The following is a 25305-nucleotide window of genomic DNA, read 5'->3' as shown; positions in this document are numbered from 1 at the left end:
TTACTATCTTCCTGATCGCAGACAATGACTAGAATCCATTAAGAAAGGACCTATATAGTTTCCATGGGGCTCAAATGGCGATATCCATCGGAAGTAAAATAATGGAACTCTGAGTTTTATCCGCAGATTATTCAACTGGATGTTCCCGTAATTAAAAAATAAGATGATATGAAAAAGCAGTCCAGGGCGAGAGCCTTGGACTGCTTTGGTTTATAATTACTGCTAAGTTGTGTTTCCTCAATGGCCCCACTCAATCACCGCCATGACAGGGAAGTGATCCGATGGGTAGCGGTTTTTATAGGTATCGGTCAGAATTCCGTATTTCTTAACCTCCAAAAATTCACTTACAAAAATATGATCTATACGTTTGTTGGTGGTTTTGGAGCTGTCAAAGCTATTAAATGTTCCGTTATTCGCATATTGGACCGCAGCGGCTTCATAGCAATCTTTCAGTTCCTCGGAGTCCTCCAGCAATAAATAGGCAGGATTTTCCTGATCGACATTAAAGTCTCCTGTGAGCATCACCGGAATCCCCGCCTTATCAGCCTCTTTGATTTTGCTTAGGATCAATTTGCCACTCTCCTGGCGAGCTTCGGTCCCTACATGGTCAAAATGAGTGTTGAAGAAGTAAAATTGCTTGCCAGATCTTAAGTCCTCCATTCTGGCCCAAGTGCAGATTCTTGGCAAGGCGGCATCCCAGCCCTTTATCGGTTTGGTGGTATCTGTTCCCAACCAAAAGATAGCACTTTCCAGCACCTTAAATTTTGTGTTATCATAGAATATAGCTGCATACTCACCTTTTTCCTTCCCATCATCACGACCATGCCCGACATAGCTGAAGTCGCCCAGCTCCTGGTCCAAATACTCTACTTGGTGATGAAGTCCTTCCTGGATCCCAAAGATTTCAAATTCATGAAATTGAATCAGATCTACTACCACTTCCTTACGATTATCCCAGTTGTTGGGGGCGTCACCAGGATTGTCATAGCGAAGGTTGAAGGTGGCGATGGTCAGGTCATCCTGTTGTGCCTGTAATGCCGGGGCGGTGAAGCCATATACCATCAGAAGAAGGAATAGTAGGGAGAAATATTTTTTCATAGTTTATTTTATTTAGTTCATACCTTAATCTGGGATGAGTAGGGTATGATTTCTTTATTATTTATCGCTAATTATAGTGTAATTAACTCATCTTCAATGTGTAGCATATGTTTTTTTGCATTGCAATCGCCATATATCGTCTTCCATTTTAGCAGGCTGAGGCTTGGTGGATTATGGTTAGATTCATTCTCCGCTATTATGCATCTTTAAAGATATTAAATAAAGCAGGACTAAGGAACCCGTTTAGAGTTATTTGTATGTGAAGTTTGTTAGAAAGAGTAGTAGTGTGCCTTGCTAAAAAGGTTTAGTACCATATATCTCTATAATCACCTTCTAGGCTATGGCAGGTGAATGTTTGAAGAATGGATCTATATAGTATGCCAGGGAATTTTTTCCTTTTGTGAGGAGGAAGGGGCTGAGATTATGGAAAGATTAAAAAAATAAAGGGATAAGCATGGTAAATAATCGCTTATCCCTTTACCAAATAGTAAGTTTTAGAACTCTTTAATTTCTACAGTGCTTTCAAGATTTGAGGAGGCAATTCCGGAGAAGGTGCCGATCACGGGAAGCGTCAGGTGAGCGAGATAGCTTGCTGATAGGGGGATATAGCCGTGGTCGGTCAGTAATCCCAAGCTTGGATCCAATCCGATCCATCCAGCTCCGGGACAATAGGCTTCCACCCAGGCATGAAGCTCGTGGTTTTCGTCTAGCTCAGGATTATAAGCATAGCCACTTACAAAGCGACTGGCAATTCCTTCTGCCCTGAGGATCATTATCAGCAACCAAGCAAGGTCCCTGCATGAGCCTTTTTCTTCTTTTAAAGTCTTTTCAGGTTCCCAGATTCCCGGATCATCCCTGATGATATGGTCACATACCTGATGCAGGTGTGCGGTAATCTTTACCATGAAATCTACCACTCCATCACTTTTGTTGAGGTATTGAGCAGAGAGACTGCGGATGGGAGAGGACACCTGATGAATCAGGTAAGGGCTCAGGAAGGTCTTTTTTTCGTCTGTATAATGGAAGGTAATATTGCCAAATTGATCCACCTGTTCGAAGCCTTTTTCGATGATAAATTCAAAGGGATTTACCGCCGAAGTAGTCAGCTCTATTAGGTTATTGATTTCGAAATAATTGATCTTTTGATTAAACCAAATTTGCTGAAAGAGATTCCCTTCCATATCCAGGCGTTGATTTACGCCCTGAGGATGAGGCAAAAATTCGGTCTTATGAGACAGAATATGCACATGCCTCCTGGTGGATGGAGAAAGGAGGATTTTCTGAGGCGTCAGTTCTACAGGACTATCATAGGTATAAGCTGTCCAATGTTTGATGCGGAGGCGTTTCTTAATGTTCATCGAGTTGAGCCTCCTGGTAACCAAACGCCCTATTTAGTGCATCCGCTGGCAAATGGGTAACGGCCTCTTTCAACTGCGTATTCCAGTAATCAGAGATGTGTACCAATTCGTTTTGCTCAAATCGATGTTCTGTAATGGAGAAAGTACCATTTTTTAGCACCACGGTGTCTATAGGAAAGTCCACATCATTGGCAGAAATCCGAGTGGCATCGAAGGCCAGGAAGGCGCTTTTGATCGCAAATTCCAAGCTTTCATCAAAGGTAATGGATCGACGCAGCACAGGATTCCCAAAGCCACTATTGCCAATAATCACAAAGGGAGTTCCTTTCTGAATTTCTATCCAGTTGCCCTGTGGATATAGCAAATAAAGCTTAGGCTCCTCATCATCTTGGAGCTGACCTCCTATGATGGCGTGGAGGTTAAACTGCAGGCCAGCTTCCTCCAAATGCTCCTTATCCTCTGTGGCTACCTGCTTTATTTGATTGCCCAGTTCGTTTACCGTCTTGTATAATTTATTGAATTTATCATCTTGCTGTCCTATTGCCTCGGTAAAATAGGTGATAGCCTTATCCCTTACGGAGCGCAGGCCCGAGGTCATGACAAAGAAACTATGCTTGTTCTTATTGACCACAAAGACTTTCTTAGATGTTGTGGTTTCATTGCCGGAGGTGATCCTAGTATCGCTAAGCCCTACTATTCCGTGTTTGGTTTTTATCCCTAAGCAAAAGGTCATGCTTCTTCTTGTTTTTGAGTAGTATTACTCGGTTTAACTTGAAAGAAAGTTAATTCTATTTCTGATGATATAATATTTATTTTCTGTTGAATTTCATCAATCGACTCATGCAGTCCCCTATTGATGATATCATCGATATCACTAAAAGCTAATTTTGACCGTAAACTTCCAATTTCCTTCTCCGCTCCATTTTTAAAATCATTAGAACTGGTATGAGAAATCATATGCAGACAATCTTCCGCTTCTTTGAGACAGAAGAAAATGGAGCGTGGAAACTGCCGGTTGAAGATCAGGAATTCCAGCACTCCGCTGGAGTCAATCGTTCCATACATCTTCCGGTAGGTATTGAAGGAAGAAACGGATTTCAGCAAGGCCGTCCAATGCAGGAAATCCAAAGGTCCACCCACTTCCTTAGGAGAGGGGAGCAGCGTATGGTACTTTACATCCAGCACTCGGCTAGTCTTATCGGCACGCTCCAGGTACATGCCCAAGGTCCGGAAGTACCAGCCCTCCGTACGGGCGACGGTACTATCTGCCAGCCCATAGAGGAGCTGAATCTGCACCTTGATCTGCTCAAAAAAGCTTCTAGGATCCTTATTGTCCCAGATTTTCCTCTCGTTATACCGAATCAGGAAGTGGTAGAGTTCATTGATTTTCTCCCAGGTTTCTTTACTTAAGTTCTCTCGGATGATCCGGGCATTTTCCCGGGCATTGGTAATGCTGGAGATGATGGAGTTAGGATTGTTTCGATCCAATGCCATGAAAAATATTACCGATCGCTTATCGAAAGTGGTTTTATTTTTTAAATACATCTCATGGTCACCGGTCGCTAGGATCAGTGGCTCCCACTGAGCTTTCATGCCCGGAGGCAGGTCCAGCATCAGATTAAAGTTTACATCAATAAAGCGGGCGTAATTTTCTGCCCTTTCGAGATATCTCCCCAGCCAATATATAGAATTTGCAACACGACTTAGCATAATAAATTTTAGTTAATAGAGTACCCAAGTATCTTTACTTCCACCGCCTTGTGAGCTATTGACCACAAGTGAGCCCTTTTTTAGAGCCACCCTGGTCAGCGCTCCAGGCACCACATCGATTTCCTCTCCATATAAAATATAGGGACGAAGGTCCACGTGGCGGCATTCGATACCCTCCTCGATCAGCGTGGGCACCGTGGATAGGGAGAGTGTCGGTTGGGCGATATAGTTATTAGGATTAGCGCTGATCAGCTGGCGAAATTTCTCATGCTCCTCAGCAGTGGATTTTGGTCCGATGAGCATGCCATAGCCACCCGCAGCATTGGTCTCCTTGACCACCAGCTCTTCTATATGGTCCAAGACATACTGTCTATCTTCGGGATTTCGACAGAGATAAGTAGGTACATTATTGAGAATAGGTTCTTCATTGAGGTAGTATTTGATGATCTCTGGTACATAAGCATAGACGGCCTTATCATCCGCTACGCCTGTGCCCGGGGCATTTGCTAGCGCAATATTGCCGGCTTTATATGCTTCAAATAATCCGGGAACTCCCAGCATAGAGTCTGGATTAAAGACCTCAGGGTCTAAGAAAGTATCGTCAATTCGTCTATAAATCACGTCTATCTGCTCAAATCCCTGCGTGGTTTGCATATATACTTTCTTGTCCTTGACCACTAAATCCTCCCCTGTAACCAGCTCGACCCCCATCTGTAGCGCTAAGTAAGAGTGCTCAAAATAGGCGGAATTGTAAATACCAGGTGTCAGCACCCCCACCACGGGTTTAGTTTTATTGGAGAGGTGCTGGAGCATCTGAAGTAGGCGTGCAGGATAGTTGGAGACAGGCATGACCCCCGTTTTGTTGAGGATATTAGGAAAGGCCTTCTTGATGATTTCACGGCTCTCGAGCATATAGGATACCCCGGAAGGGCAGCGCAGATTATCCTCCAGTACATAATACTTTCCATTGATATCTCTGATCAGGTCCGTCCCGGTGATATGACACCAGATGCCCTTAGGGGGCGTCAGGCCTATACAAGGCTTCAGGAAATCCTTGCTATTTTCTATTAAGTCCCTAGGCACTATACCATCCTTAAGGATCTTTTGCTCATTATAGATGTCTTGTAAGAACTTATTTATGGCATTTATCCGCTGCTTAAGGCCCGCCTCGAGCTCCAGCCATTCCTGATTGGGGATGATCCGTGGAATGATATCCAAATGTAGGATTTTCTCTAATCCTTCCTCATTATGATACACATTGAAGGTCATGCCCATGGCCAACTGGGTTTTATTGGCCGAAAATTGAACCTGTTTGAGTTTCTTGGGATGCGCTTTTTGTAAGAGTTTTTCAAATTGTTGATAATGAGGCCTACAAGTTCCGTCTTCCAGAAACATTTCATCAAAAAGCCCCTTGCACTGATAGTTGCTTAAATCCATACTTTAATGGTTGAGTTTGTAAAAAATGTTCTTATAATTTAATGATTATTTAATTTTGAAACAATTTTTTGAAAAGATTCTTGGAAAAACCAATTTTGATTTTCGATTTGATATTAATAATTGGATTAAAAAAGGTCATTTGTTATCATATTCCGTAAAATTGACCAGCCCAATGCGCTAATGGCCATTAGTGGTATTACCTATCATTTCTACCTCCGCAAAAGACAGGCACCGGGGGAATCTATGGGAGAAAGCATCCTTTTAAGCAAAAATTAGATACTTTGTTTACAAAACCTTGGAATCCTGAATATATTGCAAGGAATGTGACTGGCTTCCTGAGACCCTACTGTCTGAGGAACCAGCCAGATCATGAAGCACCATATTCTTACTATTTTGTGGGTATAGCGGAGCAATCCCAAGCAATAATAGATAAGCTATTGGTGGATTACTATGGAATTGGGGAGCATAGTCTGGCCCTCTCAGGGATGGACGATTGCTGGAGAAATGTCTTTTCTGGAAGTTTAGGAGCACTTTGGGCTGGTATCCACTGAATTCAGCGGATACAGTGTATTTGCTGACCGAATCTATCTTTTGATAGGGTCCTGTGGACCAATCCTTCAGGCAGATCTTTCAATAGTGTGAACCCTGAAAAGGTGCGAAACCTTCAAAAAAACATAGTAAATGGGGAGACTTTGTCGGGGAATTTTGTTGCCCATGACCTTATCGCTTCTGGCGGAGAGATAGAGTGGACCACCATCAAAAACAAATAAGCAATGAAGAATCAAATAGTCATAGGAATAGATGTGGGAGGTTCTCATATCACAGCAGGTATAGTGGATTTGGAGGCTCGGAAACTACAGGAAAAGAGGCTGATGCGCTGTCCTGTGGATTCTAAGGGCGAGGAGAAAATGATATTGGAGCAGTGGTGCGAGGCGATTGTGCCCTTAGTTCCTGAACTCGGGCTCGAGTCCTTACGATTAGGGATCGCAATGCCCGGCCCTTTTGATTATGATGCGGGGATCTCTTTTATAGGGAGTACTCAGGATAAATATGAAGCCCTGTATGGTAAGAATATTAAGGAACTTTTAGCGAGTAAATTGGGCATAAAAACCAGCCAGATCAGGTTCAAAAACGATGCGGCCTGCTTCCTCCAGGGAGAGCTCTTTGCGGGTTCTGCCCAAGGCTTCAAAAGAGCAATAGGCATGACGCTAGGCACAGGCGCAGGAACCGCCTTCTTCCATGGTACCGAAGCTCATGATGCCGCTAGGTGGGGAGATTCCTTTAAGGAGGGTATAGCAGAGCAGTATTTTTCCAGTCGCTGGTTTTTGCAGAAATACCATGAGCTCACTGGCAAGGAAATTATTGGGGTAAGGGACTTGGCAGAGCTTGAGGATTTGCCGCTAAAAACAGCCATTTTCACAGAATTTGGACAAAACCTGGGCTTGTTTCTGAGCAGATTTGCCTCTGAGGAAGAGGCGGAAGTGGTGGTCTTAGGTGGAAGTATCACGCATTCCTCCGATCTGTTCATGGCGGAAGTGAAAAGCCAGGTGGCCAGGGAATGCGGAAATGTGTCAATCAGAAAAAGCCTCCTTGGGGAGCAAGCCGCCCTCATAGGTGCCGCCAGTTGCTGGTATGAATCCATTTCTTAAAGGTATTCCTACTCCTTGCCTAATCCCTTAAAATACAAAATAGGATAGGAATGCCTCTCAAAAAATAAGAAGGACAACTCATCTGTAAATACCCTTTGGGGGAATTTGATCCGGTAAATTTGAGTGGATGATTATCAGAACGATTATATATTTGTTTACCTAATGATTAGATATCTTGCTAATAAAAAGCTTATTATATCTTAATAAAGAAAACGAATTCACGACTTGACTTAGATTTAACACTATCTCCTTAAAATATACAGGGAATGCTGAGAACTCAGACGGCTCTTTTTATCGTATTGATCAATCAGTATAGAACCAAAGTCAAAAAATAGTTAGCTGAACAATAGCATCGGCTAGCGCCAACTTGAATTGTACAATAAAAACTAATATTCCCCACCCCCCAATGATCATGAACACCTTACACCGAATCATCACTTTTTGTATAGCTCTTTTAATTTTTCAAAAAGCCCAAGCGCAAAAAGCGCTAAAGACGGAGTATATGGTGGAACCAATAGGACTGGACAGCAGTCAACCGCGATTTACATGGCAGATGAATTCAGACCTGCAAGGTGCGGCTCAGTCGGCGTATCGACTGCGAGTGGCCACAGATTCCACTGCCTTCGGTGGCCAGGGAAAGCTAATTTGGGATAGCCAAAAGCAGGCAGGTGACCGTCAGCTGATAATATATCTGGGAGAGGAATTGCAGCCCTTTACGAGTTATTATTGGACGGTGGAGGTCTGGAATCAAGAGGGCAAAAGCTTGGGGCAGTCCCGTCTGGCGAGCTTCGAAACGGGGATGATGGATGAGGAAAACTGGCAAGGGGCCTGGATCGGAGACAATGAATCAAGGGACACGAAAACGGCTCCTTATTTTAGGAGAGAGTTTGGCATAAGCAAAGAGATCCAGTCCGCCCGGGCTTATATCGCTGTGGGAGGGCTGTATGAGTTGACCATAAATGGCCAGCGAATTGGAAACCATAGGCTTGATCCAGCTTATACACGATTTGACCGCAGGCTGCTGTATGTCACTCATGATATCACAGAAAGCCTGACTCAGGGTCAGAATGCTCTTGGGGTTCTGCTTGGCAATGGATGGTATAATCATCAATCCACGGCGGTGTGGAACTTCCATAATGCGCCATGGCGAAATCGGCCCACCTTCAGCATGGACTTACACATCCGCTATAAAGACGGCAGCAGAGAGGTGATCAGCACTGGCAAGGACTGGAAGACCTCTCTGAGTCCAGTGGTTTTCAATAGCATTTATACTGCGGAGCATTATGACGCCAGACTAGAGCAGCAGGGATGGGATAGGCCTCATTTTGAGGATAAGGAATGGAAAGGGGTGATCTTCCGCTCCGCTCCGGCGGAGAAAATAGTCGCTCAGGTAATGCCTCCCATTCGGTATAATGAGACGATCGAAGCCCAATCCATAAGCCAGCTGAATGATTCCACTTTTGTGTTTGATATAGGAAGAAATATTTCTGGTGTCAGTGAGTTTACGATTAGTGGAGAGCGGGGGACCCTATTTCGCCTGAAGCATGGCGAAAGGCTAGCCCCAGACGGCAGTGTGGACCTCTCCAATATTGATGTGCACTATCGTCCCACAGATGATAGCGACCCCTTCCAGACCGATATATTTATCCTTAGTGGTAAAGGAGAGGAGCAATTTGCTGCCAGGTTTAATTATAAGGGTTTCCAATATGTGGAGGTGACAGCTGACAGGCCCGTGAAGCTTTCCAAGGATCATCTCAAAGCCTATTTTATGTACAGTGATGTGCCTCAGGTGGGAGAGATATCCTCATCTAATGCCACCTTGGATGCGATCTGGTGGGCGACTAATAATTCATATCTGGCGAACCTATTTGGCTATCCCACAGACTGTCCCCAGCGAGAAAAAAATGGCTGGACGGGAGATGCACATATAGCGGTGGAAACTGGCTTATATTCCTATGAAGGCATCAAAATATACGAGAAATGGATGGATGACCACCGTGATGAGCAGCAGCCAAACGGCGTGCTGCCCTCCATCATCCCCACTTCAGGCTGGGGATATGAGTGGGGAAATGGTCCGGACTGGACCAGTACCATTTGCCTCATCCCATGGAATGTTTACCTGTTCTACGGGGACCAGCGCATATTGGAGGAAAACTATGAAGCCATGCAGCGCTATGTAGATCATATTACGGAGATCAGCCCGGAGGGATTGACCACCTGGGGCCTGGGCGACTGGGTGCCCGTCAAGTCCAAATCTCCGGTGGAATATACCTCCTCAGCGTATTACTTGGTGGATGCAAGGATATTAGCGCATACAGCCCAGCTGCTGGGCGATCGGGAAAATGCAGAGAGATATGATATTCTTGCTCAAAAAATCCAACAGGCCATTAATGATAAATACCTAGATGAAGAGAGGGCCATATACGGTTCTGGCTATCAAACGGAACTGAGCGTAGCGCTCCAATGGGACATCGTGCCGGAGCATCTACGAAGCAAGCTGGCTCAAAACCTTGCTGACCGTGTGGAGCAAGACGATTACCATTTGGATGTGGGCCTTTTGGGTACCAAGGCCATCCTTAATGCCCTTAGTGAAAATGGTCATGCAGAGGTGGCCTATCGTGTGGCGGCTCAGGAGACTTACCCTTCCTGGGGTTGGTGGATCGTGAATGGAGCCACGACCTTGTATGAGAATTGGAGGATAGATTCGGAGAATGATATATCCATGAACCATATTATGTTTGGAGAGATCGGAGCGTGGATATATAAAGCTCTAGGAGGCATCAAGCCAGACCCAGCGCAGCCAGGCTTCAAAAACATACTTTTACAGCCTCATTTTGCAGGGGATTTGGATCATTTTGAAGCAAGTCATGAGGGGCCTTATGGCAGAATACATTCTCAGTGGGAGCGGGCAGCCAATGGACAGATCCATTTCGAAGTGGTGATCCCCGCCAACTCCACTGCCAGCCTGCGACTGCCAGGCACACTTTCTCTGCCCTCAGCTCAGGAGAGTGGCATCAGCAGCAAGATGGATAAGGATGGAAGTACCGTCTATTCCCTGCCTTCCGGCGAGTACAGCTGGACTTTGGGTCAATAAGATCTGGGATGGAGTATAAAGGAAATTAATAGGTAAATCTACCGTAAATTAGATATATGAAACAGCTACTAATAGGATGGTTTATAGTCATAATTGCATTTGGCTGTAATTCAGGATCCCAGGACCAAAAAGAATCTATATCCGACCTGGAGGCGCAGATCACTTCACATTTTGCGGAGGTGCAGGGAGACTTTGCTCTGGCCTTTGAGCTGCTGGACGAGGATTCAATAAGACTGCTGATCAATGATAAGGCTATATTTCATGCTGCAAGCACGATGAAAACCCCAGTGATGATAGAGTTATTTAAGCAGGTGGAAAGTGGAAATCTATCTATGGATGATTCGGTGAAGGTGATCAACCAATTTAGCAGTATTGTGGATGGAAGCCCTTATAAGATGGATCTGTCGGTGGATAGTCAGGAGGGCTTATACCATCGGATAGGAAAAAATAGCACCTATCGGGAATTGAATTATGAGATGATCACGAGGAGTAGTAATCTAGCGACAAATATCCTGATCGAAAAACTCGATGCAAAGAACATCAGCCATACTATGCGTGAGCTGGGGGCGATGGATATTGAGGTTCTTCGAGGGGTGGAGGACTTGAAGGCTTTTGACCGAGGACTAAGCAATACCACCAATGCCTATGACCTGATGCTGATCATGAAGGCCATTGCCACTGGAAAGGCCGTCAGTAAATCCGCATCTGAGTCCATGATCAAAATTCTGGAGGATCAACACTTCAGAACCCTCATCCCAAGGCTACTTCCCAAGGAGGTCATAGTAGCTCATAAAACGGGGGGAATTACGGGTGTCCGGCATGATTCGGCCATTGTTACCCTTCCTGACGGACGCCAATATGTGCTGGTGATCCTTTCCAAAAACCTATCTGATGAACCTGCCGGCGAGCAGCTTATCTCGGAGGTATCCCGCATGATTTATGATTTCCTGACCAAGGGTCAATAGCGTGCTTAGGCAATAGTGATTTGGCAGTTATTCCTGAAAATCTAAACTCCCTACTCTAAATAGAATAAGATGTTTAGGTGCTGAAGCTAGTTAAAATTGAGAAATAAGGCGATTTATCGCACTAGAACAGGTGAACTTTTTTGATCAGCTGTCAATTTGATTCATCGGGTCCATTTAGCAGGAATTCCCTGAATTCTTCCGTATCAAAATTACTCATTCCTTCCTGTCTAAAGATAATTTTTCCCTCAGGGCTAACGACCAGGGTGGTAGGGATGCTTTGGTGGCGTAGGGAAGGGGTGATACCATAGCTGGCATGCACGACAGGAAAGGTATATTCTTTTTTAGCAATAAACCTTACTGGCTTTTCCGGATCTTCGTCCAGGTTAATCATCAAAAAACTAATAGACTCATTATCCTTCATCTTCTGATAGAGGCTTTCTATATGAGGCATCTCGGCAATGCAGGGAGGGCACCAAGTGGCCCACAGGTTAATGAAAATCGTTTGGTTTCGGTAAGATTGTAAATCTACAAGTTGACCATCGAGATCAAGGAATTTGCCGGAATAATCAAATTCCCGGCCTACTTCATTGGCTTTTTCCAGATTAGGTTTGATCAGGCCGGTGGATAAGACGATAGATTGCAATTTTCCCATGATGGGTGCATACCAACCCATGGCATAGATGATGCCGAATACTCCCAGAATGATAGCCCAACTTTTGATTTCCTTCTTCCAATCCATAGATCCTATTTAGTTATTTTATAACCATACGCATGCCCCCAGCCAAGGTTGGCCAAACGCCAATTTTAGCCTTTTGGATATTCTCTTTATTGAGCAAGTGTTTGAGTTTTATAGACTTGCATTATGGTTCATTGGTCTGTTAGTCAGTTGAGTACAGTTTGAACCAATGGCTGTTTATTTTGCATGCTGTTCTATTAGCCTAAAAATAAGTTTCTCAATTTGGTCAATCTATGGTATCCATTTTCCGAACTGATCAAACATTCAAAGCCTTCTTTGACAAATCGTTATCCATGAACTGGGGAATTAAACCAAATTCCATTCAGAAAACTCTACAGGAAGCTTTAAATTGCGCTCCATTAGCACCGCAAATTTGACTGGATTTATGAATATCGATCATTATTTTAAGATAGCCGAAGAGCTAAATGTCAGACATAAACAAGTGTCTGATACTATTGAATTGTTGGATGAAGGGGCCACAGTGCCATTTATTTCGAGGTACCGTAAAGAGGTAACCGGCTCACTGGATGAAGTACAAGTTGCCGCTATCCGAGATCGAGTGCAGCAATTGAGGGATCTTGATAAGAGGCGGGAGGCCATTCTTAAGTCTATCAGAGAGCAAGAGAAACTCAGCCCTGAATTGGAGGCGAAGATCAATAAGGCAGAGACCATGACGGCCCTGGAGGATTTGTACCTGCCGTATAAGCCTAAGCGAAGAACTAAGGCTACCATTGCCCGGGAAAAGGGCTTGGAACCTTTGGCAGAGCTGATTTTTGCCCAGGAATCTCTTGACCTTGAGCAGGAAGCCAGCAAGTATATTGATGCAGAGAAAGAGGTGAAAGATATCGAGGAAGCCCTACATGGTGCCCGCGATATTATGGCCGAGTGGATCAACGAAAATGCTGAGATTCGTACCAAATTGCGTAAGCTATTTATTGAAGAAGGTAAATTCGTCTCCAAGGTAATCCCTGGTAAGGAAGAGGAAGCGATCAAATATAAAGATTATTTTGACTGGACGGAGCCTATCAAGACAGCCCCATCCCACCGCGTTTTGGCCATGAGGAGAGGAGAGAAAGAACTCTTCCTTATGCTAGATTCCAGTCCTGAGGAACTGGATGCGCTCGCCATAATGGAAAAGCAGGTGATCTCCTCGCAGAATACCTCCTCCGAGCAGGTAAAACTAGCGGTCAAGGATTGCTATAAGCGCCTGATGAAGCCTTCTATGGAGACTGAAGTGAGGTTATTTACCAAAAAGAAAGCAGATGAAGGAGCGATCAAGGTTTTTGCTGAAAACCTCCGCCAACTATTGCTAGGCGCTCCCCTCGGCGAGAAGTCGGTGATGGCTATCGATCCTGGTTTTAGGACTGGATGTAAACTGGTCTGCTTAGGGCCTCAGGGGCAGGTATTACATTATGATGCCATCTACCCTCATGAGCCTCAGCGAAAGAAAGCAGAATCTGCTGCCATGGTAAAACACTTGGTGGAGAAGCATCAGGTGGAAGCCATCGCCATCGGTAATGGCACGGCAGGTAGGGAATCGGAGCAGTTTTTTAAGTCAATCGGCTTGCCAGCCAATGTGCTGATCGTAATGGTCAATGAAAGCGGGGCCTCTATTTACTCCGCCTCTGATGTGGCGAGAGAGGAGTTTCCTGACTTGGATTTGACGATTAGAGGAGCAGTATCCATCGGCAGAAGACTGATGGATCCCTTAGCCGAACTGGTGAAAATTGACCCGAAATCCATAGGAGTGGGCCAGTACCAGCATGATGTGGACCAGTCGGCACTAAAAAACTCACTGGATGATACGGTGATGAGCTGTGTGAATGGCGTAGGAGTGGAAGTAAATACCGCCTCCAAGCAATTGCTGACCTATGTGTCTGGTCTGGGGCCTTCCTTGGCTCAGAATATAGTTGCCTATAGAAATGAACATGGGCCTTTCAAATCCCGCGAGGAAATCAAAAGCGTCCCTCGTCTGGGAGACAAAGCCTATGAGCAGGCCGCAGGATTTCTCAGAATTCAAAATGCCCCAAATCCATTGGATAGAAGTGCGGTACACCCTGAGCGCTACGGTCTGGTCCAAAAGATGGCCAGCGATATAGGGAGCAGTGTGACGGACCTTATGAATAGTGAGGAGCTGCGCCAAAAAGTACTGTTGAAAAACTATGTGACTGAAACCGTAGGACTGCCTACCTTACAGGATATCATGGCCGAACTGGCCAAGCCAGGCCGAGATCCACGGGAGACTTTTGAGGTGTTTAGCTTCCAGGAGGGAGTAAATGAAATGAAAGACCTCAAAGTGGGAATGAAGCTTCCTGGAATCATCACCAATATTACTAACTTTGGGGCCTTTGTGGATGTGGGCGTTCATCAGGATGGACTCGTACATCTGAGTCATCTGGCGGATCGCTATATATCGGATCCTAATGAGGTCATTACTGTCAACCAAAAAGTGGAGGTTACCGTCATTGAGGTGGACCTTGCTCGTAAACGCATTGCCTTAAGTATGAAGTCGGATCCTTTTGCCGAAAGAGGAAAAGCAAAAGCCGGTGGCGGCAAGAGAGCCAAAAGAGAAGAGAAAGAACCTGAAGGTGATATGGCCGCAAAACTAGCCATGCTTAAGGGGAAATTTGGCAAATAAATTATTTTATATCTCCAATAGAAGTGGAGATGGAGATGATAAACCATACAATAGATTACAGCCGGTGGACCCAAGTCTAGCCGGCTGTTTTTTTTGTGAGGGAAATGCTCGTTTTCAGCATTGTTGAATTGACCCTGTATCTATTCAACTTACACTTTGTAATAGTTAATTATTTGTGCTCTCCAGGTCTGATTTTTAGAATTGATACAGGACCTCCTTTCTTTCCAAATAGTGCCTGCGTTTGGTAATATCCGGGTCCTTGCCTGTACGGGGGGGCGATTTTGGTGGATATCTAGCGTTAAAGTCCCAACCGTGAATGTAGTAATTTTGAGACAACTCTTTTTGATTTAGAAGAAGGAGGAATATTGGTGTTTCGGGAGTATGTTTTTTTTGATTTCAAGTCATTTTAATATCCTATATTTATATTTAACTACAGGTATATATCTGATAATCGGGTAGATAAAGTACAGAGTGAACTATAGGCTAACTGTAAGTACCTATTGAATCATTATTTTGGAAGGAGCTTGACTTTTTTTAAGTTTTTAAGGGAAATATAATGCTCCAGGATTCTTTTCTTCACCACGCTATAGAGTAGATTTTAGGAAATGGTTTACGGTTTTTTATTTTGCCCTGGGCAAATAAAAAGAGAAATACTGAATTAATAAAGGGGCTGACGGTCACTGCCTATTTTTTGAGGATAAAAGCATGCTGACCCATGATATAATCCATCATGCTGCGTACTACTGCGTATCTAAATTTTAGGTAAAGGGAGATTCCCGAGGTAATTTTAATAATTCTTTCAGCATTAAAAAAAGACGATGAGGATTTCACATATATGTTTTGGGGCCTGCTTTTCAGTGCTACTGATGATGGCTTCTGGGGCTAGGGCTCAGGAAACTGAATATTCACGAAATGCCATTCAAGCGGGAATAGGTCTGGGCGTCCTAGAGGGCAAGTCGGAAAGTGGCAGTGGTCTGATTTATAATCTGGGTTATTTAAGAGAGCTTGACGCTAAGGGTAGAGTCCGGTTTAATCCCTCAATATTGTTTGGAGGATTCCGTTCCATAGGGATTAATGATGCCAGGGACCAGGAATTTCGTCTGAGCAGTCTGGGGCTGGACCTCCATGTGGATGTGGCGAGGCTCGGCGCATTTTCGCTCATGATCTCGGGAGGTGCTTTTGGGGCATTGTCCAGGGGTATGATCGGCACAGGAGGAGATAGTAATGGCCTTCCACAGCAATCCAGGTACTTTTCTCATTTCTATATTGGTGGAAAAGGGTCTTTTGGACTTAGGGTTGCCCCAAAAAAGCAGTCCACCAGCTATGAGCTTCGCCCAGTTTCAATCTTGGTGGGTAATCAGGGATTTGTATTAGGCTATCCAAGTTTAACAGTGAATTTTAAAATAAAATAAGCATGCTGCAAAATCTGATGAATCTCTTTCTAGCTAACTATAAGGCCCTAAAATGGAGTCATTTATTGCTGATGATAGTGGCTATAATGCTCAGTTCTGCCTCCTATGGCCAATGCAGCAGCCGTCAGAGCAAGAGCATCGCGGCGGGAATGGGATATTCCTATAATGGAGGAGCGGTGGAAGGACGATCGGGCTTGGTCTATACCTTCTCCTATCAGAATAAAATCGGCCGAAGGGATCAGCTGAGGTTTAGTCCTAATTTCACCTTTGGAACCTATAAAGGGGCAGGAGGGTATAAAGGAAGAGATGAATTCTATAGGGTATCCAGCATAGGGATTGACCTCAACTATGATTTGGTCAGAATAAAGCATATTTCTCTCGTTTCCTCGGTGGGCGTTCTTGGAGCTTATAGCCGTGGCCTATTAGGGACTGGAGGTTATGAGCCTAATTTTATGGGTTCCGAGTATTTTAATAGAGTCTATGGCGCAGCGAAGGCGGCGGTGGCGATCCGGATTAATAAGCCTACAAGTCGGGTGGCAATGGAGCTGGTGCCTGCCTCACTTTCCCTTGGTCCCAATCATTTTAATTGGACCATGGCCATGTTCAAGCTGGAATATAAGTTAATAGGGAAGTAAAATTCTATTGACCCAATAGCTTCTTATGCTCATTTAAAGAACTTGTATTCAGAACTTTTTAACCTTCTGCAAAATGCCTAGGATCAGCACTTATGGTAGGGACGAGGTCCAATAGTGGCATTTCTTCCATAAATAGGCTGAGGAAGGAACCATGAGAAATACTTCTGCTATTCCTTAAGTCATATAATAAAAGGGGGGGTGGTGATGAATCAGAAATTATATCTAGCGCTCACCAAAGCAATCCTGCTTTCCCAATTTCGTTCGAACTCCTGATAGAAGCTGCTTGATTGATTATACCCGCCAAAGGTGCGTGTATTAAACAGATCGCGAACACTGACCGATACGCTCAGACGGTCTTCCATAAAATTCTTCAGTAAGGTCGCATCCATGCTATAGCGAGCATAGTCCCGTCCCTGCGCTTCTATCTCCGGAGATTCGTAATCTCCCACCAGCTGCAAGGTGAGGGCATATGGGAGACTGAAATCGGTGGTGATCTTGGAATTCCACGAGAAGCCCTTACTCACAAATTCCTCCCCAATATTGGAGCCGTCCACTTTACTCTGAAACATGGATACGCTGCCGTTGACATTCCACCATGCACTGATATCCCACATACCAATAAACTCCACCCCGTAAGCTTGGGCGGTATTGAGGTTCATAGGCTGTTGATAGGAGATGCCGTTTTCTACCGTGGTAATATAGTCGAGGACCCCGTCCACATGACGATAAAATAGGTTTGTGGTAAGGCTGGCTTTTTCCCAGTTTACCATATGGCCCAGCTCTAGGCTGTTGATCATTTCAGGTTGAAGGTTGGGATTTCCACGACGCACACTGAGCGAATCTGTGATGTCCGGGAAGGGATTTAGCCTCCAGGCTGTGGGACGGTCGATTCTGCGACTATAGGTGAATTTAAAGATGTTTTCTTCGTTGACCTTATATAAGGTTTGTACACTTGGAAATAAATTGATATAATCGTGCACGTTGAGATCGTCGGTATTAAAGAGGTAGCCTTCCACATGGGTATATTCGGCACGGGTACCCAGGGTGAAATCCCATTTTTTGCCCGTGCGGGAATAGATAAAATACCCGGCATGAATTTGATCTTTATACAGGAAGCGGTTGCTTATCTCGGGATTCTCCACAAAGTCATTTTCACTATCTAATTGGTAGTACTTATAGTCATTATCAAATTTTCGTAAGGTGGATTTCAGCCCCATCTCCAACTTTACTTTTTCATTTACAGGATGCACGTAGTCGGCCTGGACCACGGTAATATACCTCTTCTCGTCCGTTAGTGCTTTTTCCTGGCCATTTAGGTTTTCTGGAAGTAGCTCGGAGGCGTCCCTATAGATGGAGATATTTTGCGTTTTATACTGGTTTTGGTAGGAATTATTAAGGCTCACCTTGAGCTCGCGGCTTTTGTCATCGAAGGTGCGCTCGTAGATCAAGGCATTGTCAAAGACATCATCAGTTTCACTTTCCTGATTTTCGCGGATATATTGGAGGATCAGTTCGTCAGTTTGGCTATCCTCCATGCGCGAATAGAGGGTATTAGTTTCCCGCTGCAAGCCCGAATTGTACACCCCTTGGTAGCTGATGATATTGTTTCCAAAATAATAGTCCCCGCCATAATTCATACTATGAGTCTGCTGTCTCTCGTTGCCTTCCGTCCGTTGGTTGAGTAATTCATTGTCCTCATACAGTTCTCTAAATACAGTCCTTTCGCCACGATTTTTCCAATCCCGATAGTTATACCCTGCATACACATTGTATTTGGTGGTGGTATGGTTAAATCGAGCCCCAGTATTGAGCCGATTGCGGGTGCCATAGGTGAGTTCGGCCCCGCCATGTGTACCCATGTCTTCTCCTCTTTTGAGGATAATATTGATGACCCCTCCTTCAGCTTCCGCATCATACCGAGCATTTGGATTATTGATGACCTTGATTTGCTCAATCGCTGAGGCGGGAATCTGATCAAGGTTTTGACTGAGGGAGGAGTTTCTACCATTGATCAGGATATTCGTGCCTGAGCTTCCTCTCATGGAGATGGAGCCATCCTCTGAGACGCTGATGGATGGGGTATTTCGAAGGATATCCAGGAGCGTCCCTCCGACATTGGCTAGATTCTGTTCGGGAGTGATGACCAGGCCTTCCACATCGGTGCGCATAGGGATGGTGCTGGACTGGACCAATACCTCATCCAGCTGCTTTCCCTCAGAGGTAAGTGGAATCAGCCCCAGATCTTTATCCGCCTTTAAGTTGAGGCTGCTGATTTTTTTGTTTTCATACCCTAAGAGATATACCTTAATATCATAGGTTCCTTTTTTGGTGTCGAGGGAAAAGTGCCCTTGTTCATCCGACTGGGTATAGGTAATCGTGTTTTCACTTCCTGCTTCGAATAGTGCCACCTGAGCAAATAATAGCGGATCATCATTCTCCCCATCCACAATCTGGCCCTTGACGGTAACCTGCCCCTGTGCGGCAAGGCTGATTCCTGACAGAATAAAAAATAAATAGAATTTAGATAAAGTCATTGTTACTAAGGTTTATAGGTACTGTTAACCAATATTAATTGGTGAAGGTTTGATATTTAGCCTCTTTTAGGACTAATGGAAATATGCAATGATTTGCGGTATTCTAAACACTTATAATTAGTACCAAAAAAGGTGCTTTGAAATGGATCCCCCGAATAGAGCTCAGCTCTTAGATCGCTGGTAGCTGCGGTAATTTGTCGCACTACTTAGAAGGTAGGTTCTATGACGAATTATGTTATTTATAATAAAAGGCCTCCTTTAGGGCTGAGCTGTGGGGTGTTTAAGCTTCTTAGGTTAGGGAAGTTTTTATAGGCTATTTTTATACTAGTCAAAGAAAATATAGGGGGGAACAGGGGATTAATATTAACCAAGTTAAAAGCGCCTAAAGGCTGTGTGGGCCCATATTTTGGAGAGTTAAAATCATTTTTTCAATTTTTGTGACAGTTACAGTCAAAATAATGTTGATTTTAAAAACATATCTTTGTTTGTTTGATGAACATTGCTACATTAGATGCATCATAAAAAATAAAAGTAATCCCCATGGAGCAGGCACCAAAAATCAGAATCGTGAGTAAGTTATTACCATCAGGCAATCATCAGGTGAAATTTTACGTGGAGGATCAGGCGCATCCACGATACGGATATCTGCTGGTCCAGGGAGATAGGGCAGTAGGTGATGTGATCCGTGAGATTCGTGAGCGAATGGCGCAGATGGAGCGATCAAGAATGGATCTGCATCGTTTTTCTTTCAAAAATCAGTGGCATGATGATCATAACTTTTATCTTTATAGCGCATAATCTTAGACGCAGATGTTTTTAGCCCAAAATTTACGTTTCCTGCGAAAGCAGAAAAGCATGACCCAGATGGAGCTGGCGGATAAACTGGCGGTAAAAAGGACCATGATTTCTGCTTATGAAGACGGTCGCTCCGAACCAAAATTAAGCACGCTCTCTGATTTAGTGTCCATTTTTGGGTTGGCTATGGATGAGCTACTCTTTCATGATATAGAGCATAAAGGCCGAAGGTCCAGCGCCAATAAGGAAGTGAAGATTTTGGCAATTCCTCTGGATCATGAGGAAAATGAGACCATCGCCATGGTGCCCCAGAAAGCCTCTGCGGGATACCTGAATGGCTATTCTGACCCTGAGTATATGCAAGAACTCCCGATGTTTCACCTGCCGCAGTTGCCCAAAAATAAAACCTATCGCGCCTTTGAGATTAGCGGAGATAGTATGCTCCCATTGCCTTCTGGCACAGTGGTGATCGGGGCTTATGTGGAACAAGTGGCAGATATCAAGTCAGGAAAGACCTATGTCCTGGTGACCGAATCCGAAGGGGTGGTTTATAAAAGAGTGTTCAACTACCTAGAGGAAAAAGGCAAGCTCTTTTTGGTCTCCGACAATAAGCTTTTCCAACCCTATGAGATTGCTGGAGAAGAGGTGCTGGAGATATGGGAGTCCAAAGCCTATATCAGTACTGATTTCCCCAGCCCAAAAGATAAGTCCAGCGATATGACATTGGAGGATCTTGCTGATATGATCACCGATCTCAGAAGCTCAATTATCCATTCCTCTAAATAATATCCATCATTGTGTAATTGCTATTCCTTCCCATTTTGATAAAAAGGAGCCTCTAGTTTTGCCTCCTCATTTTTTTAGCGCTGTAGGTAAAGACATTAAATGGCCTTCCCGCAAGACAGGCGATTTTATGGGGTTTATAGCCATTTACATTCTCCAAATAAACATCCTTATTTTCTCCAGGAAATTCATAATATATCTTTGGGTTTAATCGGCTTTACCTGTAGTTTTATTTTTATACCGCACTTTACATTAGGAATCATATTGAGGGCTGAAAACTGCAAGAAAATCAGGCTGTTTTGAGGTAGAAGCATAGTGCCGCTATGGTGAAATCGAAAACGGCAGCGTAGCGACTGATTTAGAGGTAGTCTCTGGTCGTAATAGATAGGCTAATGCATAATTCGGGTTTATTTCCCCATAGGGGATTTTAGACATTTACCGGCACATAATCAGGAACCTATGAAGATCGCTTTGGCACAATACAAATCCCTCGCCGGGGAACTGGAGTCTAATATTAAAGGACATGAGGAATATATCAGAATGGCTTATAGAGAGCAGGCGGAAGCCATATTCTTTCCAGAACTGTCCCTGACAGGCTATGACCTTTATACAGATCTATCTATTGGCTTTAGTTCCACAGATCCAGTTTTGGACCGATTTAAGGAAGTGAGCAAGGAGCTGGGAATGGTCTTAGGCATAGGCTTACCGATAAGGAAAGAAGCAGATCTGATGATAAGCATGCTTGTGTTTTTTCCTGATGGATCTATCCACCAATATGATAAAGAGCTGCTGGATGCAGATGAGGAGCCTTATTATAAGGCAGGAAATTCTTCGCCTATTATTAATATAGGGGAGCGGACCATTGGTTTAGGGATATGCTATGAAACTTTGCATGAAAAACATTATGCCGATAGGAGCGATAGAGGTGCCGAGGTATTTTTAGTATCGGTGGCCAATAATGCTTCAGGGATCGAAAGAGCCTACCCTTTTTATGCCGAAATGGCAGGCAAGTTTTCCAAGGATCTTCTTATGGTGAATGCCATAGGTTCCTGCGGGGATTTTGAAGCCTGTGGTAGGTCTGCGGTCTGGAATATAAGGGGAGAATTGGTGGCAGCAGCGGGAGTGGAGGAGCCTAAAATCTTATATTGTACTATATAATGGAGGTGATCGTCCTCAAAAGCCATATTATGAACGGTCTAGGGCAAGGGAATAGGAAAATTATTAATGAAAAAAATTAACTAACCATTATACTATTGTTAAATAATATTATATTTATGATCTAGGATTTGTAATAATATGAACTAAAAAATTTTCTTTTCCTTATGAATGCCAGTATATGGGCTAAAAGGAGGAAGAAATAAAGATAAAAAACCATTTTAAACTAAGCACAAATGAAAAAAAGAACACTGAGCGTTTTTGCAATAGCCGCGATTATGGCTGCATGCAGCGGTGGAAAACAGGAGTCTGCGGAGGTAGTTACTGAGCAGCCTGCTGAAACCCAAAATGTATCGAAGGAAAACAGTTTGTCAGCAGCGGAAAAAGATGCTGGATGGCAATTGCTTTTTGACGGAAAGAAGGCTGATGGCTGGAGAGGCTATAATCAAGGCGAGCTTCCATCTGGATGGATTATTGAGGATGAGATGTTTGTAGCGCTTGGCAAAGGTGGAGATATTGGAGGGGATGTAGTTTACGGCACTGAGGAATTTGGTGAGTTTGAGCTTCAGTTGGACTGGAAGATTGCAGAAGGTGGAAATAGTGGTATTTTTTACCATATAGTGGATGAGGACAAGCATGATGCTCCTTATTATACTGCACCAGAATATCAGGTGATTGATCAGATCGGTTTTCCTGAAAAACTAGAGATGTGGCAATCTATCGGTGCTGATTATGGCATGTACACGCCGGATTTTGAAGGTGCTGTGAAGCCTGCTGGGGAGTGGAATACTACGCGAATTGTATTTACGGAAGACCAAGCCGAATATTATCTCAATGGTAAGAAGACGGTTTCTTTTGATCCTTGGTCTGCGGATTGGGAGAAAAGAAAAACGGAAGGCAAATGGAAGGATTTTCCTGATTATGGCGTAGCTAAGCAGGGATATATTGGTCTTCAGGATCACGGAGCAAAAACTTGGTACAAAAATATTAAAATTAGAAAACTATGAAATCAATAAAAACGCTGCTTTTATTATTGCCTATCATGGCAGTCCTTACCGCTGGAGATATTGCGGGTAAGAAAGTAAAATTATTTAATGGTAAAAACCTTGATGGCTGGACGATATATGGTACCGAAAAGTGGTATGTAGAGGATGGACTATTGGTTTGCGAAAGCGGTCCTGACAAAGGTTACGGTTACTTAGGTACCAATGAAGAGTACAAGGATTTTGAACTAGAGCTGGAGTTTAAGCAAAGTGCCAATGGAAATAGTGGTGTGTTTATTCGCTCCAGTGTGGATGGCACCAAGGTGTCAGGATGGCAAGTGGAAGTGGCCCCTCCGGGTCATGATACTGGCGGAATCTATGAGTCTTACGGTAGAGGATGGTTGGTGAAGCCAGATGCTGAGAAAGATAAGGCCCTGAAATTTGGCGAGTGGAACAAGATGAAAATCCGTGTGGAAGGTGACCGAGTGATCAGCTGGGTGAATGGCACTGAAATGGTGGATTTTTCTGATGCTAAAATCGGAGCTGGAGAAGGCGGGATTTGTCTTCAAATTCACGATGGTGGAGGAATCAAAGTTTCATGGAGAAATATTAAGCTTCGTAAGCTATAAGAACTATAAAGTACAATAGGAAGAAAGGGAGGCTCACTGAGTCTCCCTTTTTTTTGTGACTATATATATAGAGTATAAGTCCGCTTATGGGGGCTTGCATCCAGTCGGTGATAATTATAATGAAGGAAGCACAAAGGGATAAATGGGCGGAGTTGTATAAAGTATCAATCCTGCTAAGCGCAGTGGTTATCCCACTATTTCAACTGAGCGAACGGGATAATTGGAGTACCGATTACAGTGTAGGATATATATATAGTATAAGTCGACTTTTTGATGCTTGGATCTTGTTCTTTCTGTGGGAATTATAATGAAGGGAGCACTAAGGGATAAATGGGCGGAGTAGTATGAACTACCAATCCTGCTAAGCATAGCTATAATTGCACTATTATAACTAAGGGAATGGGGATTGGATTACCTTTCACGGTTTAGTGTATATATATAGTATAAGTCGATTTTGTGATGCTTGGATCTGATCCTTTCCGTGGCAATTAAAATAAGGGGAGTACTGAAGGATAAAAGGAGCGGAGTAGTATGACCTACCAATCCTGCTAAGGGCAGCTATAATTGCACTATTACCACTGAAGGAATGGGGATTGGAATACCTTTCACGGTTTAGTGTATATATATAGTATAAGTCGGCTTTTTGATGCTTGGACCTGATCCTTTCCTTGGCAATTAAAATGAGGGGAGTACAAAAGGATAAAAGGAGCGGAGTAGTATGAAGTATCCACTCTGCTAAGCATACCTATAATCCCACTATTTCAACTGAGCGAACGGGATAATTGGAATACCTTTCACGGTTTAGTGTATATATAGTATAAGTCGGCTTTGAGGGTTATTCCCTGGTCCAGATAGTTGCAATTATGATGGGGGGTATATGAAGGATAAAATCAGCTACGTGTTTTTTACTAGAAAGGAAAAGGTGTGGTCCTTTAGGTTGGAATACCTTAAAAAAGAAGAATACAGAATAGTGTATGGTGTATTTCATATTTCCGATAGTTCATCCGACTTAGACATTGATGGTAGTTTTTAGCTTCTGCAGTTTTCACTTTCTATGGAAATCCAGCAGTTTATAAAGATCAGTTGGCTTAAGTGCGTTTAGGTCCTATATATATATAATAAAGGAAACTATATAGGATTGCATGAAACAGAGGTGGATTGCTTTAGAATATAAGCTTAGCTGCATGGCCTAGGCTTTGACAGCCTAGGCTGAGGGCTAAAGCTTCATAAAAGCCAGTCGCTAGCAACAATCCGGGGAGGCTTAAGCTATCTAAAATGAGGGGGTAGGGAGGCGAGAAGGTTCGATTATAAGGAAAGAGGAGGGAACTAGCCTTCAGAATGGGGAGTATGACTACTTATTTAGGAGAAAAAGCCTCCTTATTTTTGGGGGATTGGCTTCTTAAAAGCGGTCTAATTACGCTAAATGTACATTATGGAAGGTTTTATTGATTTTAATTCAAAATTATANGCTTGATCTTAAGTAGGTTAACATATTTTAAAGTTTTTGTTAAGAGGCATGTATTGCATAACCCAAAACCTTTCTTACCTTTGTCATCCTGTTAGACGGATAGGAGACGACATCAAAAGGGATTGGAGAGNGGTTAAGGATTGAGCTTGAGATGTTTAAGGGATTGAAAAATAATAATAAAAAAAGTTTTTGGGATTTAGGAAAAAAGCTTTTACCTTTGTCCTCC

18 protein-coding genes and 1 pseudogene are annotated in these 25305 nt (G+C 43.7%); 12 read left to right on the top strand and 7 right to left on the bottom strand.

From position 1 onward, the window contains the following. Positions 1-237: 237 nt before the first annotated feature. The 5 genes from B050_RS0108835 to B050_RS0108810 all read right to left on the bottom strand — a co-directional run bounded on the left by B050_RS0108835 (position 238) and on the right by B050_RS0108810 (position 5603). Positions 238-1098 (bottom strand): endonuclease/exonuclease/phosphatase family protein, encoded by an 861-nt coding sequence (locus B050_RS0108835; protein ID WP_018473552.1) that lies wholly within the window; start codon positions 1096-1098, stop codon positions 238-240. A gap of 494 nt (positions 1099-1592) precedes the next feature. After that, positions 1593-2456, bottom strand: a complete 864-nt coding sequence (locus B050_RS0108825; RefSeq protein ID WP_018473550.1) for a transglutaminase family protein — start codon at positions 2454-2456, stop codon at positions 1593-1595. Next, entirely contained in the window at positions 2446-3189 is a 744-nt protein-coding gene (locus B050_RS0108820; RefSeq protein WP_018473549.1) for a hypothetical protein, read from the bottom strand. The genes B050_RS0108825 and B050_RS0108820 overlap by 11 nt, the downstream gene beginning before the upstream one ends. Continuing rightward, on the bottom strand, positions 3186-4166 hold the full coding sequence (locus B050_RS0108815; RefSeq protein WP_018473548.1) for an alpha-E domain-containing protein: 981 nt from the start codon (positions 4164-4166) through the stop codon (positions 3186-3188). Before B050_RS0108815 ends, B050_RS0108820 begins: the two co-directional genes overlap by 4 nt. A gap of 12 nt (positions 4167-4178) precedes the next feature. Beyond that, the gene (locus tag B050_RS0108810) at positions 4179-5603 is read right to left on the bottom strand and encodes a circularly permuted type 2 ATP-grasp protein (protein WP_018473547.1); all 1425 of its coding nucleotides are present in this window, start codon (positions 5601-5603) and stop codon (positions 4179-4181) included. A 209-nt stretch (positions 5604-5812) separates the two neighbouring features. On the opposite strand from B050_RS0108810, the pseudogene B050_RS0108795 reads away from it, so the two are divergent. From B050_RS0108795 to B050_RS0108780, 4 genes and pseudogenes are all read left to right on the top strand, one after another. Then, positions 5813-6154: pseudogene (locus B050_RS0108795) on the top strand (glycoside hydrolase domain-containing protein); the annotation flags it as partial. Positions 6155-6376: 222 nt separating this feature from the next. Next, positions 6377-7252: an ROK family protein gene (locus tag B050_RS0108790; RefSeq protein WP_018473544.1), complete on the top strand. Its 876-nt coding sequence runs from the start codon at positions 6377-6379 to the stop codon at positions 7250-7252. Positions 7253-7658: 406 nt separating this feature from the next. Next, positions 7659-10346 carry a glycoside hydrolase family 78 protein gene (locus B050_RS0108785; protein WP_018473543.1) on the top strand — a complete coding sequence of 896 codons (2688 nt, stop codon included), beginning with the start codon at positions 7659-7661 and terminating at the stop codon, positions 10344-10346. Between the two features lie 56 nt (positions 10347-10402). Further along, complete coding sequence (locus tag B050_RS0108780) at positions 10403-11311, top strand: serine hydrolase (protein ID WP_018473542.1); 909 nt, start codon at positions 10403-10405, stop codon at positions 11309-11311. A 151-nt stretch (positions 11312-11462) separates the two neighbouring features. Here the strand turns inward: B050_RS0108780 and B050_RS0108775 are convergent, their stop codons facing one another. Beyond that, complete coding sequence (locus B050_RS0108775; RefSeq protein ID WP_018473541.1) at positions 11463-12050, bottom strand: TlpA family protein disulfide reductase; 588 nt, start codon at positions 12048-12050, stop codon at positions 11463-11465. Positions 12051-12432: 382 nt separating this feature from the next. On the opposite strand from B050_RS0108775, the gene B050_RS0108770 reads away from it, so the two are divergent. The 3 genes from B050_RS0108770 (at position 12433) to B050_RS0108760 (ending at position 16732) form a co-directional block, all read left to right on the top strand. Then, positions 12433-14685 (top strand): Tex family protein, encoded by a 2253-nt coding sequence (locus tag B050_RS0108770; RefSeq protein ID WP_018473540.1) that lies wholly within the window; start codon positions 12433-12435, stop codon positions 14683-14685. Between the two features lie 818 nt (positions 14686-15503). After that, positions 15504-16097, top strand: coding sequence for a hypothetical protein (locus tag B050_RS0108765; RefSeq protein WP_157492665.1), 594 nt, complete (start codon positions 15504-15506; stop codon positions 16095-16097). A 2-nt stretch (positions 16098-16099) separates the two neighbouring features. Beyond that, the gene (locus tag B050_RS0108760; protein WP_018473538.1) at positions 16100-16732 is read left to right on the top strand and encodes a hypothetical protein; all 633 of its coding nucleotides are present in this window, start codon (positions 16100-16102) and stop codon (positions 16730-16732) included. A gap of 209 nt (positions 16733-16941) precedes the next feature. Here the strand turns inward: B050_RS0108760 and B050_RS0108755 are convergent, their stop codons facing one another. Then, on the bottom strand, positions 16942-19266 hold the full coding sequence (locus B050_RS0108755; protein WP_018473537.1) for an outer membrane beta-barrel family protein: 2325 nt from the start codon (positions 19264-19266) through the stop codon (positions 16942-16944). Positions 19267-19833: 567 nt separating this feature from the next. On the opposite strand from B050_RS0108755, the gene B050_RS0108750 reads away from it, so the two are divergent. The 5 genes from B050_RS0108750 (at position 19834) to B050_RS0108730 (ending at position 23611) form a co-directional block, all read left to right on the top strand. Next, a complete protein-coding gene (locus B050_RS0108750) occupies positions 19834-20064 on the top strand; it encodes a hypothetical protein (RefSeq protein ID WP_308428822.1) in 231 nt (76 codons plus the stop codon). A 12-nt stretch (positions 20065-20076) separates the two neighbouring features. Beyond that, a complete protein-coding gene (locus B050_RS0108745) occupies positions 20077-20847 on the top strand; it encodes an XRE family transcriptional regulator (RefSeq protein ID WP_018473535.1) in 771 nt (256 codons plus the stop codon). 456 nt (positions 20848-21303) lie between these two features. Continuing rightward, positions 21304-22002, top strand: coding sequence for a carbon-nitrogen hydrolase family protein (locus tag B050_RS0108740; RefSeq protein WP_018473534.1), 699 nt, complete (start codon positions 21304-21306; stop codon positions 22000-22002). Between the two features lie 233 nt (positions 22003-22235). Continuing rightward, on the top strand, positions 22236-23006 hold the full coding sequence (locus B050_RS0108735) for a 3-keto-disaccharide hydrolase (RefSeq protein WP_026235752.1): 771 nt from the start codon (positions 22236-22238) through the stop codon (positions 23004-23006). Then, positions 23003-23611, top strand: a complete 609-nt coding sequence (locus B050_RS0108730; protein ID WP_018473532.1) for a 3-keto-disaccharide hydrolase — start codon at positions 23003-23005, stop codon at positions 23609-23611. The genes B050_RS0108735 and B050_RS0108730 overlap by 4 nt, the downstream gene beginning before the upstream one ends. Positions 23612-25305 lie beyond the last annotated feature (1694 nt).

Source organism: Echinicola pacifica DSM 19836 (genome assembly GCF_000373245.1).
GTDB classification, from domain to species: domain Bacteria; phylum Bacteroidota; class Bacteroidia; order Cytophagales; family Cyclobacteriaceae; genus Echinicola; species Echinicola pacifica.
Note: the sequence above shows the minus strand (reverse complement) of the source record. Positions and strands in the feature narration are given on the sequence as shown.

What these genes read in the sequence shown, in the direction of transcription:
- B050_RS0108780 (WP_018473542.1), top strand. Translation starts at nt 10,403, where the DNA reads ATGAAACAGCTACTAATAGGATGGTTTATAGTCATAATTGCATTTGGC.
- B050_RS0108765 (WP_157492665.1), top strand. Translation starts at nt 15,504, where the DNA reads ATGAGGATTTCACATATATGTTTTGGGGCCTGCTTTTCAGTGCTACTG.
- B050_RS0108770 (WP_018473540.1), top strand. Translation starts at nt 12,433, where the DNA reads ATGAATATCGATCATTATTTTAAGATAGCCGAAGAGCTAAATGTCAGA.
- B050_RS0108790 (WP_018473544.1), top strand. Translation starts at nt 6,377, where the DNA reads ATGAAGAATCAAATAGTCATAGGAATAGATGTGGGAGGTTCTCATATC.
- B050_RS0108740 (WP_018473534.1), top strand. Translation starts at nt 21,304, where the DNA reads ATGAAGATCGCTTTGGCACAATACAAATCCCTCGCCGGGGAACTGGAG.
- B050_RS0108755 (WP_018473537.1), bottom strand. Translation starts at nt 19,266, where the DNA reads ATGACTTTATCTAAATTCTATTTATTTTTTATTCTGTCAGGAATCAGC.
- B050_RS0108735 (WP_026235752.1), top strand. Translation starts at nt 22,236, where the DNA reads ATGAAAAAAAGAACACTGAGCGTTTTTGCAATAGCCGCGATTATGGCT.
- B050_RS0108745 (WP_018473535.1), top strand. Translation starts at nt 20,077, where the DNA reads ATGTTTTTAGCCCAAAATTTACGTTTCCTGCGAAAGCAGAAAAGCATG.
- B050_RS0108825 (WP_018473550.1), bottom strand. Translation starts at nt 2,456, where the DNA reads ATGAACATTAAGAAACGCCTCCGCATCAAACATTGGACAGCTTATACC.
- B050_RS0108775 (WP_018473541.1), bottom strand. Translation starts at nt 12,050, where the DNA reads ATGGATTGGAAGAAGGAAATCAAAAGTTGGGCTATCATTCTGGGAGTA.
- B050_RS0108785 (WP_018473543.1), top strand. Translation starts at nt 7,659, where the DNA reads ATGATCATGAACACCTTACACCGAATCATCACTTTTTGTATAGCTCTT.
- B050_RS0108820 (WP_018473549.1), bottom strand. Translation starts at nt 3,189, where the DNA reads ATGACCTTTTGCTTAGGGATAAAAACCAAACACGGAATAGTAGGGCTT.
- B050_RS0108815 (WP_018473548.1), bottom strand. Translation starts at nt 4,166, where the DNA reads ATGCTAAGTCGTGTTGCAAATTCTATATATTGGCTGGGGAGATATCTC.
- B050_RS0108810 (WP_018473547.1), bottom strand. Translation starts at nt 5,603, where the DNA reads ATGGATTTAAGCAACTATCAGTGCAAGGGGCTTTTTGATGAAATGTTT.
- B050_RS0108760 (WP_018473538.1), top strand. Translation starts at nt 16,100, where the DNA reads ATGCTGCAAAATCTGATGAATCTCTTTCTAGCTAACTATAAGGCCCTA.
- B050_RS0108835 (WP_018473552.1), bottom strand. Translation starts at nt 1,098, where the DNA reads ATGAAAAAATATTTCTCCCTACTATTCCTTCTTCTGATGGTATATGGC.
- B050_RS0108730 (WP_018473532.1), top strand. Translation starts at nt 23,003, where the DNA reads ATGAAATCAATAAAAACGCTGCTTTTATTATTGCCTATCATGGCAGTC.